Here is a 17,597-nt window from a genome sequence, read left to right on the forward strand (position 1 = left end):
AACGCGGGGCAAGCCCGCTCGCCACAAGGAGATATATCTGGCGGGAACAGGCTTGTACAAAACCATAGAATCTCCCATAGAGACCACGCACAGCCGCGATTTCGAGGTTTGGCTCAGATTCCTGTGGGAGCTGGCGACAGCCTGCGATGAGGCCAGCACAGGTTACTGCCGGGTCAACATGCCCAGGCGCCCTCAGGCGCCGAAAATGCTGCGGATATCCGCAGCCAACTCGCGCACCCGCGCCTCTTCGGTATCCCACGAGCACATGAAGCGCGCGCCGCCGCTGCCAATGAAGGTGTAGAAGCGCCAGCCCTTACTGCGCAGCGCTTCGATGGCCGGCTCCGGCATTTGCAGGAACACCCCGTTGGCCTCGACCGGGAACATCAACTGCACCTCGGGCAGGTCGCTGACCAGCGATGCCAGCAGTTGTGCACAGTGATTGGCGTGGGTGCCATGGCGCAACCAGGCGCCGTCTTCCAGCAGCCCCACCCAGGGCGCTGACAAAAAGCGCATCTTCGACGCCAGTTGCCCGGCCTGCTTGCAGCGGTAGTCGAAGTCTTCGGCCAGTTGGCGGTTGAAGAACAGAATCGCCTCGCCCACAGCCATGCCGTTCTTGGTGCCACCGAAGCACAGCACGTCGACGCCGGCTTTCCAGGTGAGCTCAGCCGGCGAGCAACCGAGGAATGCGCAGGCATTGGTAAAGCGTGCGCCGTCCATGTGCAGGTTCAGGCCCAGCTCCTTGCAGGTGGCGCTGATTGCCTTGAGCTCGTCCGGGCGATACACGGTGCCCACTTCGGTGGCCTGGGTGATGGTGACCACCCGCGGCTTGGGGTAGTGGATGTCCTGGCGCTTGAGCGCCACTTCGCGGATCGATTCGGGGGTGAGCTTGCCATCGGTGCTGGCTGCGGTGAGCAGCTTGGAGCCGTTGGAGAAGAACTCCGGCGCGCCGCATTCGTCGGTCTCGACGTGGGCGGTCTCCGAGCAGATCACGCTGTGGTAGCTCTGGCACAGCGAGGCCAGGGCCAGTGAGTTGGCGGCGGTGCCGTTGAAGGCGAAGAACACCTCGCAGTCGGTTTCGAACAACTTGCGAAAGTATTCGGCGGCGCGTTCGGTCCATCGGTCGTCGCCGTAGGCGCGCTCGTGGCCCTGGTTGGCCTGCTGCATGGCTGCCCACGCCTCCGGGCAGATGCCCGAATAGTTGTCGCTGGCGAATTGCTGGGTGTTATCGGTCATGACGCCTGTCCTTTATACGACGCAGGCAAGCACTCTAAACCATTGATTCGGCGGTTGCCTATACAACCGGTGGATGGGGACTGCTGGGCAGTCCATCGCAGGCTGTCGCCAGCTCCCACAGGTATCACGCCCAACTGGTTTTGCTCAGCACCTGTGGGCGCTGGCGACAGCCTGCGATGGGGCGCACAGCGCCCCGCTCTTTGCAGGCACCAGGGCCAATGTCGTAAACGCGCCATTGCAAGGCGCGCGCAGGCATCTGTGCCCACCGGCCGAGTCATACCATCGCTGCAAAGGGTCACAGATCCCTCTCCAACAAGAACTGATCGCTGCCGGGAGATACACGATGTTCAGCAAGCAAGACCAGATCCAGGGTTACGACGACGCACTGCTGGCGGCGATGAATGCCGAGGAACAACGCCAGGAAGATCACATCGAGCTGATCGCCTCGGAAAACTACACCAGCAAGCGCGTGATGCAGGCCCAAGGCAGCGGCCTCACCAACAAATACGCCGAAGGCTACCCAGGCAAGCGCTACTACGGCGGCTGCGAGCACGTCGACAAGGTCGAGGCGCTGGCCATCGAGCGTGCCAAGCAGTTGTTCGGCGCCGACTACGCCAACGTTCAGCCGCACTCCGGCTCCTCCGCCAACAGCGCGGTGTACCTGGCCTTGCTGCAGGCCGGCGACACCATCCTGGGCATGAGCCTGGCCCACGGCGGCCACCTGACCCACGGCGCCAAGGTGTCGTCCTCGGGCAAGCTGTACAACGCTGTGCAGTACGGCATCAACACCGATACCGGCCTGATCGACTACGACGAAGTCGAGCGCCTGGCCGTCGAGCACAAGCCGAAGATGATCGTTGCCGGCTTCTCGGCGTATTCCAAGACCCTCGACTTCCCGCGCTTTCGCCAGATCGCCGACAAGGTCGGCGCCCTGCTGTTCGTCGACATGGCCCACGTGGCCGGCCTGGTTGCCGCGGGCCTCTACCCCAACCCGATCCCGTTTGCCGATGTGGTCACCACTACCACCCACAAGACCCTGCGCGGCCCGCGTGGCGGCCTGATCCTGGCCAAGGCCAACGAAGAAATCGAGAAAAAGCTCAACGCGGCGGTATTCCCAGGCGCCCAGGGCGGCCCGCTGATGCATGTCATCGCCGGCAAGGCGGTGTGCTTCAAGGAAGCCCAGGAGCCAGGCTTCAAGGCCTACCAGAAGCAGGTCATCGAAAACGCCCAGGCCATGGCCAAGGTGTTCATCGACCGTGGCTATGACGTGGTGTCCGGCGGTACCGACAACCACCTGTTCCTGGTCAGCCTGATCCGCCAGGGCCTCACCGGTAAAGACGCTGACGCCGCCCTGGGCCGCGCGCACATTACCGTCAACAAGAACGCCGTGCCCAACGACCCGCAGTCGCCCTTCGTTACCTCGGGCCTGCGCATCGGCACCCCGGCTGTCACCACCCGTGGTTTCAAGGTTGCCCAGTGCGTCGCGCTGGCCGGCTGGATCTGCGATGTGCTGGACAACCTGGGCGATGCGGACGTTGAAGCCGATGTTGCCAAGAACGTCGCCGCCCTGTGCGCCGACTTCCCGGTCTACCGCTGAGTGGAGCAAAACACCATGCAACGCTATTCGGGCTTCGGCCTTTTCAAGCACTCCCTCAGCCACCACGAGAACTGGCAGCGCATGTGGCGCACGCCGACCCCTAAAAAGGTCTACGACGTGATTATCGTCGGCGGTGGCGGCCACGGCCTGGCGACGGCTTACTACCTGGCCAAGGAACACGGCATCACCAATGTCGCGGTGATCGAGAAGGGTTACCTGGGCGGCGGCAATACCGCCCGTAACACCACCATCGTGCGTTCCAACTACCTGTGGGACGAGTCGGCGCACCTGTACGAGCACGCCATGAAGCTGTGGGAGGGCCTGTCCCAGGACCTCAACTACAACGTGATGTTCTCCCAACGCGGCGTCTACAACCTGTGCCACACCCTGCAGGACATCCGTGATTCGGAGCGCCGGGTTTCGGCCAACCGCCTCAACGGCGTAGATGGCGAATTGCTTAACACCGCCCAGGTGGCGGCCGAGATTCCGTACCTGGACTGCTCCAAGAACACCCGCTACCCGATCCTCGGCGCCACCGTACAACGCCGTGGCGGCGTGGCCCGTCACGACGCCGTGGCCTGGGGCTTTGCCCGGGCCGCAGACGCCTTGGGCGTGGACTTGATCCAGCAGACCGAAGTGACCGGGTTCCGCAAGGAAAACGGCGCGGTGATTGGCGTCGAGACCAACAAGGGGTTCATCGGCGCCAAGCGCGTCGGCGTGGTCACTGCCGGTAACTCCGGGCACATGGCCAAGCTTGCCGGCTTCCGCCTGCCGCTTGAGTCGCACCCGTTGCAGGCGCTGGTTTCCGAGCCGATCAAGCCGATCATCGACAGCGTGATCATGTCCAACGCCGTGCACGGCTACATCAGCCAGTCCGACAAGGGCGACCTGGTGATCGGCGCCGGTATCGACGGCTGGGTCGGCTACGGCCAGCGCGGTTCGTACCCGGTCATCGAGCACACCCTGCAAGCCATCGTCGAGATGTTCCCCAACCTCTCGCGGGTGCGCATGAACCGCCAATGGGGCGGGATCGTCGACACCTCGCCGGACGCCTGCCCGATCATCTCCAAGACCCCGGTGAAGAACCTGTTCTTCAACTGCGGCTGGGGTACCGGCGGCTTCAAGGCGACTCCGGGCTCGGGCAACGTGTTTGCCGCAAGCCTTGCCAAAGGCGAGATGCACCCGCTGGCCGCGCCGTTCTCCATGGACCGCTTCTACAACGGCGCACTGATCGACGAACACGGCGCTGCTGCCGTCGCCCACTGACCCGGAGACAACCGTCATGTTGCACATTTTCTGTCCCCACTGCGGCGAGTTGCGCTCCGAGGAAGAATTCCACGCTTCGGGCCAGTCGCATATCGCGCGCCCGCTGGACCCGGCTTCCTGCTCCGACCAGGAGTGGGGCGAGTACATGTTCTTCCGTGATAACCCGCGTGGTATCCACCACGAACTGTGGGACCACGTCGCCGGCTGCCGCCAGTACTTCAACGTCACCCGCGACACCGTGACCTACGAAATTCTGGAAACCTACAAGATCGGCGAGAAGCCTCAAGTCACCGCTGCCGGCAAGCAAGAAGCCGCGCCTGTGATCGCCAAGGGCCAAGGGGAAAAAGTATGAGCCAGACCTATCGCCTCGCCAGCGGCGGCCGTATCGACCGCAGCAAGGTGCTGAACTTCAGCTTCAACGGCAAGACCTACCAAGGCTATGCCGGCGACACCCTGGCCGCCGCGCTGCTGGCCAACGGTGTGGATATCGTTGGGCGCAGCTTCAAGTACTCGCGCCCACGCGGCATCATTGCCGCAGGTACCGAAGAGCCGAACGCCATCCTGCAGATCGGTTCCAGCGAAGCCACCCAGATCCCTAACGTGCGTGCCACCCAGCAGGCGCTGTATTCGGGCCTGGTAGCCACCAGCACCAACGGCTGGCCGAACGTCAACACCGACGTCATGGGCATCCTGGGCAAGGTGGGCGGCAGCATGATGCCGCCGGGCTTCTACTACAAAACCTTCATGTACCCCAAATCGTTCTGGATGACCTACGAGAAGTACATCCGTAAGGCAGCCGGCCTTGGCCGTGCACCGCTGCAGAACGACCCGGACAGCTACGACTACATGAACCAGCACTGCGACGTGCTGATCGTCGGCGCCGGCCCTGCTGGCCTGGCCGCGGCCCTGGCGGCTGCGCGCAGCGGTGCCCGGGTGATTCTGGCCGATGAACAGGAAGAGTTCGGCGGCACCTTGCTCGACACCCGCGAAACCCTCGACGGCAAGCCTGCCGCTGAGTGGGTTGCCGCGGTGGTTGCCGAACTCGAAGCGCTGCCAGACGTCACCCTGCTGCCACGGGCCACCGTCAACGGCTACCACGACCACAACTTCCTGACCATCCACGAGCGCCTCACCGACCACCTCGGCGACCGCGCCCCGATTGGCCAGGTGCGCCAGCGTGTGCACCGTGTGCGGGCCAACCGCGTGGTGCTGGCCGCCGGCGCCCACGAGCGCCCGCTGGTGTACGGCAACAACGACCTGCCGGGCAACATGCTGGCCGGCGCCGTTTCCACCTACGTGCGCCGTTATGGCGTGGCGCCGGGCCGCAAGCTGGTGCTGTCGACCAACAACGACCATGCCTACCGTGCAGCCCTGGATTGGCATGATGCCGGCCTGCAAGTGGTGGCCATCGCCGATGCCCGACACAACCCGCGCGGTTCGCTGGTTGAGGAAGCCCGCGCCAAAGGTATCCGTATCCTGACCTCCAGCGCTGTGATCGAGTCGCGCGGCAGCAAGCACGTTACCGGTGTCCGCGTTGCCGCCATCGACACGCAAGCGCACAAAGTCACCAGCCCCGGCGAATGGCTGGACTGCGACCTGGTGGCGACTTCCGGTGGCTATAGCCCGGTGGTCCACCTGGCTTCGCACCTGGGCGGCCGCCCGGTGTGGCGTGAAGACATCCTCGGCTTCGTACCGGGCGATGCGCCGCAAAAACGTGTGTGTGTCGGCGGTATCAATGGCGTTTATCCACTGGCCGATGCCATTGCCGATGGTTTTGAAGGCGGCGCTCGCGCGGCCACCGAAGCAGGCTTCAAGGCCAGCGTCGGCAACGTGCCGAAAACCCTGGCGCGCAAGGAAGAGGCCACCCTGGCATTGTTCCAGGTCCCGCACGACAAAGGCACTGCCCGTGCGCCCAAACAGTTCGTCGACCAGCAGAACGACGTCACCGCCGCCGCCATCGAGCTGGCGACCCGCGAGGGCTTCGAATCGGTCGAGCACGTCAAACGCTACACCGCGCTGGGTTTTGGCACCGACCAGGGCAAACTGGGCAATATCAACGGCCTGGCCATTGCCGCCCGTTCGCTGGGCATCGGCATCCCGCAGATGGGCACCACCATGTTCCGCCCCAACTACACGCCGGTGACCTTCGGCGCGGTCGCGGGCCGTCACTGTGGCCACCTGTTCGAGCCGGTGCGGTTTACCGCCCTGCATGCCTGGCACGTGAAGAACGGCGCCGAGTTCGAGGACGTCGGCCAGTGGAAGCGCCCGTGGTACTTCCCTAAAGCCGGTGAAGATATCCACGCCGCCGTTGCCCGCGAGTGCAAGGCCGTGCGTGACAGCGTCGGCCTGCTCGACGCCTCGACCTTGGGCAAGATCGACATCCAGGGCCCGGATGCCCGTGAATTCCTCAACCGCATCTACACCAACGCCTGGACCAAGCTCGATGTGGGCAAGGCGCGCTACGGCCTGATGTGCAAGGAAGATGGCATGGTCTTCGACGACGGGGTCACTGCCTGCGTCGCCGACAACCACTTCATCATGACCACCACCACCGGCGGCGCGGCCCGCGTACTGCAGTGGATGGAGCTGTACCTGCAAACCGAATGGCCGGAGCTGAAGGTGTACTTCACCTCGGTGACCGACCACTGGGCGACCATGACCTTGTCTGGCCCGAACAGCCGCAAGCTGCTCAGCGAACTGACCGACATCGACATGGACAAGGAAGCCTTCCCGTTCATGACCTGGAAGGAAGGCAAGGTCGGCGGCGTGCCGGCCCGGGTGTTCCGCATCTCGTTCACCGGCGAGCTGTCGTACGAAGTCAACGTGCAGGCCAACTACGCCATGGGCGTGCTGGAACAGATCGTCGAGGCCGGCAAGAAGTACAACCTGACCCCGTACGGCACCGAGACCATGCACGTACTGCGCGCCGAGAAGGGCTTCATCATCGTTGGCCAGGACACCGACGGTTCGATGACCGCCGATGACCTCAACATGAGCTGGTGTGTGGGCCGCAACAAACCGTACTCGTGGATTGGCCTGCGTGGCATGAACCGTGAGGACGTGGTGCGCGAGAACCGCAAGCAGCTGGTCGGCCTCAAGCCTGTGGACCCGAACGTGTGGCTGCCCGAAGGCGCCCAGTTGGTGTTCGACCCCAAGCAGCCGATCCCGATGGACATGGTTGGCCACGTCACCTCCAGCTACGCCTCCAACTCCCTGGGCTATTCGTTCGCCATGGGTGTGGTCAAGGGCGGCCTGAAGCGCATGGGCGAGCGGGTGTATTCGCCGCAGGCCGATGGCAGCGTGATCGAGGCAGAAATCGTGTCTTCGGTGTTCTTCGATCCAAAGGGTGAGCGGCAGAACGTCTAAGGCCCCGGCTGGTGACAGCGGACACTGTGGGAGCGGGCTTGCCCCGCGATGCAATGGAGGCCTCGACGCCCCCATCGCGGGGCAAGCCCGCTCCCACGGTGCCGATGTCGATCTGACCCACAAGAATTCAAGGCAGGTAACAAATGAGCGCTATCAACGTCTACCAGCAAAACCCCGGCGCCGACGCCAAGGCCCAGTCGCCACTGCACCACGCCGACCTGGCCAGCCTGGTCGGCAAAGGCCGCAACAACGCAGGCGTGACCCTGCGTGAAAAGAAATTCCTCGGCCACCTGACCCTGCGTGGTGATGGCCATGACCAGGCCTTCGCCGGCGGCGTGCACAAGGCCCTGGGCCTTGAGCTGCCGGTGGCGCTGACCGTGGTTGCCAACGGCGACACGTCGTTGCAATGGGTCGGCCCCGATGAGTGGCTGCTGATTGTGCCCGGCGGGCAGGAGTTCGCGGTCGAGCAGAAACTGCGCGAGGCCCTTGACGGCCAGCACATTCAGATCGTCAACGTCAGTGGCGGGCAGAGCTTGCTGGAACTGCGCGGCCCGAACGTGCGCGAAGTGCTGATGAAATCCACCAGCTATGATGTTCACCCAAACAACTTCCCGGTGGGCAAGGCGGTGGGCACGGTGTTCGCCAAGTCGCAACTGGTGATCCGCCGCACCGGCGAAGACACCTGGGAACTGGTGGTGCGCCGCAGCTTCTCCGACTACTGGTGGCTGTGGTTGCAGGACGCCTCGGCCGAGTACGGCCTGGCCATCGAAGCCTAAGGAGTACACAGCATGAGTCGGGCACCGGACACCTGGATTCTCACTGCCGACTGCCCGAGCATGCTCGGCACCGTCGATGTGGTGACGCGTCACCTCTATGAGCAGCGCTGCTACGTCACCGAGCACCACTCCTTCGACGACCGGCTGTCGGGGCGGTTTTTCATTCGCGTGGAATTCCGCGCCCCGGACGGTTTCGACGAACATGCGTTTCGCGCAGGCCTTGCCGAGCGCAGTGAAGCGTTCGGCATGGCGTTCGAGCTGATCGCGCCCAATCACCGCCCCAAGGTGGTGATCATGGTGTCCAAGGCCGACCATTGCCTGAACGATTTGCTGTATCGCCAGCGCATCGGCCAGTTGGGCATGGACGTGGTGGCGGTGGTATCCAACCACCCCGACCTTGAGCCCTTGGCGCACTGGCACAAGATTCCCTACTACCACTTCGCCCTCGACCCCAATGACAAACCGGCGCAGGAGCGCAAGGTGTTGCAGGTCATCGAGGAGACCGGTGCGGAGCTGGTGATCCTTGCCCGCTACATGCAGGTGCTGTCGCCGGAGCTGTGTCGCCAGCTCGATGGCCGGGCAATCAACATTCACCACTCGCTGCTGCCCGGCTTCAAGGGCGCCAAGCCTTACCACCAGGCCTACAACAAGGGTGTGAAGATGGTCGGTGCCACCGCGCACTACATCAACAACGACCTCGACGAAGGCCCGATCATCGCCCAGGGCGTCGAGGTGGTGGACCATAGCCACTACCCCGAAGACCTGATTGCCAAGGGGCGCGATATCGAATGCCTGACCCTGGCGCGGGCGGTGGGGTATCACATTGAGAAGCGGGTGTTCTTGAACGCCAATCGGACGGTTGTTCTTTGAAATTGGGGGCGCGAGCAGATCCGGTTAATGGAGTCCTGTTTTGCGCTGTCACGTTATCACGGCCCAGCGTGAATTATTGGGACGGGTCCCGTATACGGCTCGTGCCTCGAGACAATGTGTTGGCGGCCGGGTTGAACAGATTTAGATAAGCAGTCAGCTCAGGGTTCTGGTTTTTCATGATCTGGCTATGCACTCTTTCACGTGCCTCCTCTTTACGGATGCCGAGCCCCGGGTTTTCAATGACTGAGGCGAGGTCTTCGAATTGAGGTGACGCCATGAAAACGTCAAGGTTTCTTGAAGAGCGTTTTGCGATCCATGGTTCTAGTGCTGGGTCGGCCTTGCTCAAATTGTTGAGGGCTCCGTCCGGCAGGTAGTCCAGTACCTTGTCGAGCAAGTGGTCGTCGTGCAAGGCCATTTCTCTGGGGACATTTATCTTGATGGGCGAGCGCGCTCGTACTAGAGAAGGACGGAATTGCGTCCTGTAGCCATGGGTTCGCGTTTTGAATCCAATAACGTGGCCTGAAGGATCATCACGATTGACAGGGTCACAGCCACAGTAGGCGTAAGTATTTATGCCACCCGCATCAAAAGGGCTCCAACTGTCCGGCGCGTTGAATCGCCTCAGCGCGGGCATGTACAGCCTGTAGCCATTTCCCAATAAGTAACCTGCCGTCAGGGCGTCGATGCATTCGCCGTTGAACCCTGCCAGCGTGCGCGTCGAAGGCTGTGACGCGGCATGCCCATAGGCTGTGAAGCAATGGTTTTCACCCTCGCCGCTGCCGGGCTGCACATGCAGGACGGAGCCGTTATGGTCGTTTTCCAGAAGGGCTGTGGCCTGCCTGGCACCGGCCGCCAGCTCGGCCAGGAGCATATTGGCGGCGCGTAGGAGTACATGGTGTTGGTCCTGCTGCCTTACAGTTACCGGAATACCATTCTGGTAGAAAACTTGTGTGATGCACGCTTGCGCTTTCACCAGAGGCTCCTGATTGTTGCCGCGGCGCTTTGCGGTCTTGGTCGGATGGTACATGCACGCCTGGCCAGTGGGTACTGATAGAAATGCTAGTCAGCCAGCCTCGTGTCCCCGCTCTCTGCGCCAGCGCGGCGCGCCGCAAACAGGCATCCCCCTGTCGCAACCAGTCACTGCCCCGTCCCCCATCAAGCCCACAATTCCCTTATCCAGTAACACATGCCGCCCATGGATGGCGGCGGGTTCAACCAACGCTGCATAAATACAAATCAAGCGAGGTAAGAGCATGTCTGGTAATCGTGGAGTGGTGTATCGCGGCGCTGGCAAGGTCGAGGTACAGAATATCGACTACCCCAAGATGCAGGACCCGCGCGGCAAGAAGATCGAGCACGGCGTGATCCTCAAGGTGGTTTCCACCAACATTTGCGGCTCCGACCAGCACATGGTCCGCGGCCGTACCACTGCCCAAGTCGGCCTGGTGCTGGGCCACGAAATCACCGGTGAAGTCATCGAGCTTGGCCGCGACGTCGAGCGTTTGAAAATCGGCGACCTGGTGTCGGTGCCATTCAACGTCGCCTGTGGCCGCTGCCGCTCCTGCAAAGAAATGCACACCGGCGTTTGCCTGACAGTCAACCCGGCCCGCGCCGGTGGCGCCTACGGCTACGTCGACATGGGCGACTGGACCGGCGGGCAGGCCGAATACGTGCTGGTACCGTATGCCGACTTCAACCTGCTGAAACTGCCTGACCGCGACAAGGCCATGGAGAAAATCCGCGACCTGACCTGCCTGTCAGACATCCTGCCCACCGGTTACCACGGCGCAGTTACCGCAGGCGTCGGCCCTGGCAGCACCGTCTATGTAGCCGGTGCCGGCCCCGTCGGCCTGGCCGCTGCCGCCTCGGCGCGCCTGCTGGGTGCGGCCTGCGTGATCGTCGGCGACCTCAACCCGCTGCGCCTGGCCCACGCCAAGTCCCAGGGCTTCGAGGTGGTCGACCTGTCCAAGGACACCCCGCTGCACGAGCAGATCATCGACATTCTGGGCGAGCCAGAAGTGGACTGCGCCGTTGACGCCGTCGGCTTCGAAGCCCGCGGCCACGGCCATGAAGGCGCCAAGCACGAGGCACCCGCCACTGTGCTGAACTCGCTGATGCAGGTGACCCGCGTAGCCGGCAACATCGGTATTCCGGGCCTGTATGTGACCGAAGACCCAGGCGCGGTAGATGCCGCTGCCAAAATCGGCGCACTGAGCATCCGCTTTGGCCTGGGCTGGGCCAAATCGCACAGCTTCCACACCGGCCAGACCCCAACCATGAAGTACAACCGCCAGCTGATGCAGGCGATCATGTGGGACCGCATCAACATTGCCGAAGTGGTGGGCGTGCAGGTGATCAGCCTGGATCAGGCGCCGGAAGGCTACGGCGAGTTCGATGCCGGCGTGCCGAAGAAGTTTGTGATTGATCCGCACAAGACGTTTAGTGCGGCGTGATGTGAAGTAATAAAGCCCCTCTGTTGAGGGGCTTTATTATCGGGCCTATCGATTATTGGGGCTATAGGGCGGAGGTGGTACCGGGTCAGTCCTGCTCCTAATAATGGCTGCCTTATCTTTTGCAATTTTCGAAGCATTGAGACGCTCGTTTAGTTCTGCTATTTCTGATTTGCTGATTTTTTTTCCTTTATGATCCTTTATCAGGATTTTGAGTATAGATCTATTGTTGGATATTTGCTGTTGGTGTAGTTCTTTTTGATTTGCGTCTAGATCTTTCTGTAGAAGGTCTTTTGCTTTAGTGATGGTTGTTTCATTGGCCCCGGGTTGTTCTGTATAAGACGGCAAGGCGCGAGAGTTTGGGCTATTTTGGCCTGTTGCTATTTTTTGCTCGGCCGTCGGGCCAACAGTGGGTGAAACCTTGGAGGAGCCAGGCCTGCGGAAATGTAAAGCGTTTCCTATTCCTTTGAATAGGCTAGTAAACCAGTTCTGCCCAGAGGGATCTATGCGGTTCACAGGGTCGCCGCCGCAATAGGCATATGCATTTATTCCGCCTTCAGCAAAAGGGCTGACACTGTCGGGTGACACAAAGCGCATGAGTGCTGGGTGATAGCTACGGTGGTAACCAGTACCCAGCAAGTAGTAATGCGACAGAGCTTCTAAATACTCACCCGTGAAGCCTGTGAGATTTTTCTCGGAATTTAACGTTGGATCGTGTCCGTATGGCGTGAACCTGTGGCGTTCATCGTCGGTATCTGCCTGCACAGTAAGGACCGACCCTTGTTGGTCCGTAGCTAATAAATTCGCCCCGCCGGCATCTGTAGTCTGTTGCTCGGCCAGCAACATATCGCGAGTGCGAACGATGGAGCGCCGCTGCAGGCCTTGGATGACAGTGCCCAAATTTTTGCCCTTGTAAAAGAAGAGCATATTATTCGACTGCCCTTTCATGGGAGTCTCCTTCTGCAGTGGGTGAGCGGCGTTACAAGAGGATATTGAACAGGGAACAGGCTTGCGGCTACTGACAAAAATGCTAGGTAGGCGTGGTCGCGATGCAAGCCCGCTGTCGCGCTGGCACCGCCGACCACCGGCCTGGAACAAAGGTCCGGCCCCTCAGTCGAATGCCTCGTTTCCCGGCCATTCCGGCCGTTGAGGTCCTTCCCGATGAAAGCATTCACCCTGGCGACCCTGATGACCCTGGCCGCAAGCCCAGTGTTCGCCTTCAACCTGAGCGATGTCGCCAATGCGGTGTCGGCGACGCAAAACCACAATCAGGGCGCCCAGGTGCAGGCCCCGGCGGCCCAGGCCAACCTGCTCAACACGCTGGGCAGCGAGCTGAAAATCACCCCCGAACAAGCTATCGGCGGTGCCGGGGCCATGCTGGGGCTGGCGCGCAACAACCTCAGCGGCGACGAGTATGCTCAACTGACCAAGGCGGTACCGGGGCTGGACCTGCTCTCCGGCGCCAACGCACTGGGCGGGCTGGGGCAGTTGCTGGGCGATGACAAGAGCGCGTCGCTGTTGGGCAACGCGCTGGGAAGTGAAGTGGAAGACCGCAGCGACCTCGACAGTGCCTTCAAGGCACTGGGCATGGACACTGGCATGATCGGGCAGTTTGCGCCGTTGATTCTTCAGTATCTGGGGCAGCAGGGGGTCGCAGCGTCGTTGTTGCAGAACCTTGGGAGCCTGTGGACCGTTCCAGCGCCATCAGCTCAGCCGTCGGTCTGAACTGCTGTGGGATCCATGGTTTTGTGCAGCCGGTCTGGCCTCATCGCAGGCTGTCGCCAGCTCCCACAGGAACCCAGGCCAGCCCTTGATAGTGTGGTCGTGCGCGGTCTTTGTGGGAGCTGGCGCTAGCCTGCGATGAGGCCGGCGCAGGGTTGCAGATAACCGATGTGAGCGGGCCCCGCCAGAGGTGCGCACGCGTTGGCTGATATGCCGCTATCGCGGGGCAAGCCCGCTCCCACGTTGCTCGGCACGCAATTGGTCGATCCGCTGATCCTTCTGCGCCCACAGTTCGTTCACCCAGGCCTGCAGCGTCTGGCGAAACGCCGGGTCGTTCTCGTAATCACCGCTGCACAGCGCAGGCTCAAGCTCGCGCACGCGGATGTCAATGATCACCCGGCTGATACTGCCGTCGAGCAGTGCCCAGAACCCCGGCGCCTGGTTGCCGGGGTAGACGATGGTGACGTCCAGCAACGCATCGAGCTGCTCGCCCAGTGCTGCCAGCACAAAGGCCACGCCACCGGCCTTGGGCTTGAGCAGGTTACGGTAGGGCGACTGCTGCTGGGCGCGTTTGGCCTCTGTGAAACGGGTGCCTTCGAGATAGTTGACCACGGTGACCGGCTGGCGCTTGAACAGCTCGCAGGCCGCTTTGGTGATTTCCAGGTCCTTGCCTTTGAGCTCGGGGTGCTTCTCAAGAAACGCCTTGCTGTAGCGCTTCATGAACGGGTAGTCCAGGCCCCACCAGGCCAGGCCCAGCAGCGGTACCCAGATCAGCTCTTTCTTGAGGAAGAACTTGAAGAACGGCACCCGGCGGTTGAGGCTTTCGATCAGCGCAGGAATGTCCACCCAGCTCTGGTGGTTGCTGACGCACAGGTACGAGGTGTGCTTGCCCAGGTTTTCGGCGCCGCGAATGTCCCATTGCGTGGGGATGCACAGGGCGAAGATGGCCTTGTCGACTTCCGACCAGGCTTCGGCGATCCACATGACCGCCGCCGAGGCCTGGTCGCGCCAGCGGCCGGGCAGCACCAGCTTGAGCAGGGCGAAGGCCAGCAGCGGGCCGATCATCACCAACGTGTTGAGCAGCAGCAGGGTCAAGGTAAGGATGCCGGTCAGCAGGCGACGCATAGGGAAACTCTTGTTGTGTGAAAGATACAGGTGGCAATGATAAGCACGCCGGTGGCCTACGCCAAACGTCCAGTGCCCGCTGGATGGGACAAATGTTTCACATTGTGTTGTTTAACCTGTGACAACGAACCTATGCTGCCCGCGCAGTCTAAGCACTGACTCTTTTCAAGGACGCCTGCCCCGTGAAACCTCTGCTAGCCCTGTTGTCCCTTCTGGCGCTGCCGGTCATGGCCGCCGACCCAACCCTGTATGGCCGTTACGAGCGCATCAAGCTGCCGGAGCTTGGCGAGACGCTCAAGGCCAAGATGGACACCGGCGCCTACACCGCTTCGCTGTCGGCCAAGGACATCGAGCTGTTCAAGCGCGATGGCGAGGAGTGGGTGCGCTTTCGTCTGGCGACCAAGGACGCCGATGGCAAGGTCTACGAGCACCAGGTGTCGCGTATCAGCAAAATCAAGAACCGCGCCGAAGAGGACGAGGAGGGCGATGCGCCCGAGCTTTCGCACCGCCCGGTAGTGGACCTGGAGCTGTGCCTGGGTGATGTGAAACGCACCGTGGAGGTCAACCTGGTTGACCGCAGCAGCTTCAATTACCCGCTGCTGGTGGGTTCCAAGGCGTTGAAAGAATTCAAGGCCGCTGTGGACCCCGCGCAGAAGTACACCGCGGGCAAGCCGGGCTGCTGATTGCGCTTGGCTTGAGATTGTCGGGGGCGCTTTGCGCCCGTTCGCGGCACAAGGCCGCTCCTACGGGGAAGCGCATTCCTCTGTAGGAGCGGCCTTGTGCCGCGAACGGGCTGCGCAGCAGCCTCGGGGCCAGACCTGCAGCAAAATTTGCACAGCCCAGCTCACTTGCTTCAAAGTCCAGCCTTTGCCCCAGCAAGGCCGGACGCCATGCCCCACATTCTCATCGTCGAAGACGAATCTTCCATCGCCGACACGCTGGTCTATGCCCTGCAGGCCGACGGCCACAGCACCGAATGGGTGAGCCTGGGCAGCGCTGCCGTCGAGCAGCAGCGCCTGCGCCCGGCAGACCTCGTCATCCTCGATATCGGTCTGCCCGATATCAGCGGTTTCGAAACCTGCCGCCAGTTGCGCCGCTTCAGCGAGGTGCCGGTGATGTTCCTCAGCGCCCGCGACGCTGAAATCGACCGGGTGCTGGGGCTGGAAATCGGCGCCGACGACTATGTCGTCAAACCCTTCAGCCCGCGTGAAGTGGCCGCTCGGGTGCGCGCCATCCTCAAGCGCATGGCGCCGCGGCTCGAACCTGTGGCTGAAAGCACGCCGTTCCAGCTCGACACCCTGGCCATGCGCATCACCTACCGGGGCCAGCCGCTTAACCTGACCCGCCACGAATTCCGCCTGCTGCAATGCCTGCTGGAGCAGCCGCGCCGGGTATTCAGCCGCGAGCAGTTGCTCGATGGCCTGGGCGTGGCCTCGGACGTGGGCTACGAGCGCACCATCGACAGCCATATCAAGAGCCTGCGCGCCAAGCTGCGCCTGATTGCCGCCGATGCCGAGCCCATCCAGACCCACCGCGGCCTTGGCTATAGCTACAGCCCGGAACACGCCTGATGCGCTTAGGCATTCGCATCTTCCTGGTGTACTTCCTGTTTGTCGGATTGGCAGGTTACTTTTTGCTCAATACCGTGCGCGAACAGATCCGCCCGGTGGTGCGCCAGTCCTCCGAAGAAACCCTGGTCGACACCGCCAACCTGCTGGCCGAGATTCTGCATGACGACGTCAAGGCCGGCACCCTGGGGCAAAGCCAGTTGCCGCGCGTGCTCAAGGCCTACGGCCTGCGCAGCCCCGGCGCGCAGATCTGGGGCCTGGCCAAGCACCAGGTCAGCCACCGCATCTATGTCACCGACGCCAATGGCATCGTGCTGCTCGACTCCAACGGCGAGGCGGTCGGTAAGGATTATTCGCGGTGGAATGACGTCTACCTGACCCTGCGCGGCCAATACGGCGCGCGCTCCACCCGCAGCGTTGCCGACGACGAGAGCACCTCGGTGATGCACGTGGCAGCGCCGATCACCGATGACGGCAAGATCATTGGTGTTGTGACCGTGGCCAAGCCCAACAGCTCGCTGCAGCCCTATATCGACCGCTCCGAGCAACGCCTGCTGAACCTTGGTCTGGGTTTGATCGGCATGGGCCTGTTGATCGGCGCCGCATTGTCCTGGTGGCTGGTGCGCTCGCTGCGGCGCCTGGCGCGCTATGCCCAGGCGGTCAGCGAAGGTGAGCGGGCGGCAGTGCCCTATTACAAAGGTGGCGAGCTTGCGCACTTGGCCAACGCCGTTGAACGCATGCGTACCCAGCTTGAAGGCAAAGCCTATGTCGAGCGCTACGTGCACACGCTCACCCACGAGCTGAAGAGCCCACTGGCGGCGATTCGCGGCGCCTCCGAGCTGCTGCAAGGGGACATGCCGGCCGAACAGCGGGCGCGTTTTGCCGGCAATATCGAGCGCGAGAGCGAGCGCTTGCAGCAGATGATCGAGCGTCTGCTCAACCTGGCCAGGGTCGAACAGATGCAGGCGCTGGAAGATGAGCAGCAGGTGGCGCTGGCGGTGCTGGCAGATGAGTTATTGGCCGCCCACGGGGCGCGTATCGACACTGCCGGGGTGCGGGTCAGCCAGCAGGTGCCAGCAGGCACGCAACTGCTGTGCGACCCGTTTTTGATGCGCCAGGCGCTGGCCAACCTGCTCGACAATGCGTTGGACTTCACCCCGCCGGCAGGGGCGCTGCGCGTTGTACTGGAGCCTGCCGGGGAACGGGTGGCCTTGAGTGTGTACAACGAGGGGCCGGCGATCCCGGACTATGCGCTGGCGCGGGTGAGCGAGCGCTTCTATTCGCTGCCAAGGCCCGGCACCGGGCGCAAGAGCACCGGGCTTGGGCTGAACTTTGTCGCCGAGGTGATGCAGTTGCACGGCGGGGCGCTGGCGGTGGAAAACGTCGAAGGCGGGGTGCGCGTACGCCTGTGGTTGCCTGCGCGGCGGCTGAGCTAGCCGGTTCTGGCCCTATCGCAGGCTAGCGCCAGCTCCTACAAAGACCGCGTCCCGCCTCAGCACAGTGGTCTGGCCCTGATCCCTGTGGGAGATTCAATGGTTTTGTACAAACCTGTTCCCGCCAGACATATCTCCTTGTGGCGAGCTCCCTTGTGGCGAGCGGGCTTGTCCCGCGTTGGGCTGCGCAG

At 62.5% G+C, this 17,597-nt stretch carries 15 protein-coding genes; 11 read left to right on the forward strand and 4 right to left on the reverse strand.

What is annotated here, in order from left to right; all coding sequences use genetic code 11:
• Window positions 1–192: 192 nt before the first annotated feature.
• Window positions 193–1,233: a low specificity L-threonine aldolase gene (locus tag HU720_RS20665; protein WP_186522419.1), complete on the reverse strand. Its 1,041-nt coding sequence runs from the start codon at window positions 1,231–1,233 to the stop codon at window positions 193–195.
• Between the two features lie 343 nt (window positions 1,234–1,576).
• On the opposite strand from HU720_RS20665, the gene HU720_RS20670 reads away from it, so the two are divergent.
• From HU720_RS20670 to purU, 6 genes are all read left to right on the forward strand, one after another.
• On the forward strand, window positions 1,577–2,830 hold the full coding sequence (locus HU720_RS20670) for a serine hydroxymethyltransferase (RefSeq protein WP_186522421.1): 1,254 nt from the start codon (window positions 1,577–1,579) through the stop codon (window positions 2,828–2,830).
• A gap of 15 nt (window positions 2,831–2,845) precedes the next feature.
• On the forward strand, window positions 2,846–4,096 hold the full coding sequence (locus tag HU720_RS20675; protein ID WP_186522423.1) for a sarcosine oxidase subunit beta: 1,251 nt from the start codon (window positions 2,846–2,848) through the stop codon (window positions 4,094–4,096).
• A gap of 16 nt (window positions 4,097–4,112) precedes the next feature.
• Window positions 4,113–4,448 (forward strand): sarcosine oxidase subunit delta, encoded by a 336-nt coding sequence (locus tag HU720_RS20680; RefSeq protein ID WP_186522425.1) that lies wholly within the window; start codon window positions 4,113–4,115, stop codon window positions 4,446–4,448.
• A complete protein-coding gene (locus HU720_RS20685; RefSeq protein WP_186522427.1) occupies window positions 4,445–7,462 on the forward strand; it encodes a sarcosine oxidase subunit alpha in 3,018 nt (1,005 codons plus the stop codon). The genes HU720_RS20680 and HU720_RS20685 overlap by 4 nt, the downstream gene beginning before the upstream one ends.
• Before the next feature lie 143 nt (window positions 7,463–7,605).
• Window positions 7,606–8,238 (forward strand): sarcosine oxidase subunit gamma family protein, encoded by a 633-nt coding sequence (gene soxG, locus HU720_RS20690; RefSeq protein WP_186522430.1) that lies wholly within the window; start codon window positions 7,606–7,608, stop codon window positions 8,236–8,238.
• Between the two features lie 12 nt (window positions 8,239–8,250).
• On the forward strand, window positions 8,251–9,108 hold the full coding sequence (gene purU, locus HU720_RS20695) for a formyltetrahydrofolate deformylase (protein ID WP_186522440.1): 858 nt from the start codon (window positions 8,251–8,253) through the stop codon (window positions 9,106–9,108).
• Window positions 9,109–9,181: 73 nt separating this feature from the next.
• On the opposite strand, the gene HU720_RS20700 is transcribed toward purU, so the two are convergent.
• Complete coding sequence (locus tag HU720_RS20700; RefSeq protein ID WP_186522441.1) at window positions 9,182–10,135, reverse strand: RHS repeat-associated core domain-containing protein; 954 nt, start codon at window positions 10,133–10,135, stop codon at window positions 9,182–9,184.
• Between the two features lie 226 nt (window positions 10,136–10,361).
• On the opposite strand from HU720_RS20700, the gene fdhA reads away from it, so the two are divergent.
• Window positions 10,362–11,561 carry a formaldehyde dehydrogenase, glutathione-independent gene (fdhA, locus tag HU720_RS20705; RefSeq protein WP_186522442.1) on the forward strand — a complete coding sequence of 400 codons (1,200 nt, stop codon included), beginning with the start codon at window positions 10,362–10,364 and terminating at the stop codon, window positions 11,559–11,561.
• Window positions 11,562–11,606: 45 nt separating this feature from the next.
• Here the strand turns inward: fdhA and HU720_RS20710 are convergent, their stop codons facing one another.
• Window positions 11,607–12,506, reverse strand: a complete 900-nt coding sequence (locus tag HU720_RS20710; protein ID WP_186522443.1) for an RHS repeat-associated core domain-containing protein — start codon at window positions 12,504–12,506, stop codon at window positions 11,607–11,609.
• A gap of 213 nt (window positions 12,507–12,719) precedes the next feature.
• Here HU720_RS20710 and HU720_RS20715 point away from each other — a divergent pair, with 213 nt between their 5' ends.
• Window positions 12,720–13,283, forward strand: a complete 564-nt coding sequence (locus tag HU720_RS20715; protein WP_186522444.1) for a DUF2780 domain-containing protein — start codon at window positions 12,720–12,722, stop codon at window positions 13,281–13,283.
• 213 nt (window positions 13,284–13,496) lie between these two features.
• Here HU720_RS20715 and HU720_RS20720 read toward each other — a convergent pair whose 3' ends face one another.
• Window positions 13,497–14,405 (reverse strand): acyltransferase, encoded by a 909-nt coding sequence (locus HU720_RS20720; protein WP_186522445.1) that lies wholly within the window; start codon window positions 14,403–14,405, stop codon window positions 13,497–13,499.
• A 182-nt stretch (window positions 14,406–14,587) separates the two neighbouring features.
• Here HU720_RS20720 and HU720_RS20725 point away from each other — a divergent pair, with 182 nt between their 5' ends.
• The 3 genes from HU720_RS20725 (at window position 14,588) to creC (ending at window position 17,409) form a co-directional block, all read left to right on the forward strand.
• Window positions 14,588–15,088, forward strand: a complete 501-nt coding sequence (locus tag HU720_RS20725; RefSeq protein WP_186522446.1) for an ATP-dependent zinc protease — start codon at window positions 14,588–14,590, stop codon at window positions 15,086–15,088.
• 207 nt (window positions 15,089–15,295) lie between these two features.
• Window positions 15,296–15,976 (forward strand): two-component system response regulator CreB, encoded by a 681-nt coding sequence (gene creB, locus HU720_RS20730; protein WP_186522447.1) that lies wholly within the window; start codon window positions 15,296–15,298, stop codon window positions 15,974–15,976.
• Window positions 15,976–17,409 (forward strand): two-component system sensor histidine kinase CreC, encoded by a 1,434-nt coding sequence (gene creC / locus HU720_RS20735; RefSeq protein ID WP_186522449.1) that lies wholly within the window; start codon window positions 15,976–15,978, stop codon window positions 17,407–17,409. The genes creB and creC overlap by 1 nt, the downstream gene beginning before the upstream one ends.
• Window positions 17,410–17,597 lie beyond the last annotated feature (188 nt).

This window comes from Pseudomonas sp. SWRI51, assembly GCF_014268825.1.
GTDB classification, from domain to species: Bacteria; Pseudomonadota; Gammaproteobacteria; order Pseudomonadales; family Pseudomonadaceae; genus Aquipseudomonas; species Aquipseudomonas farsensis.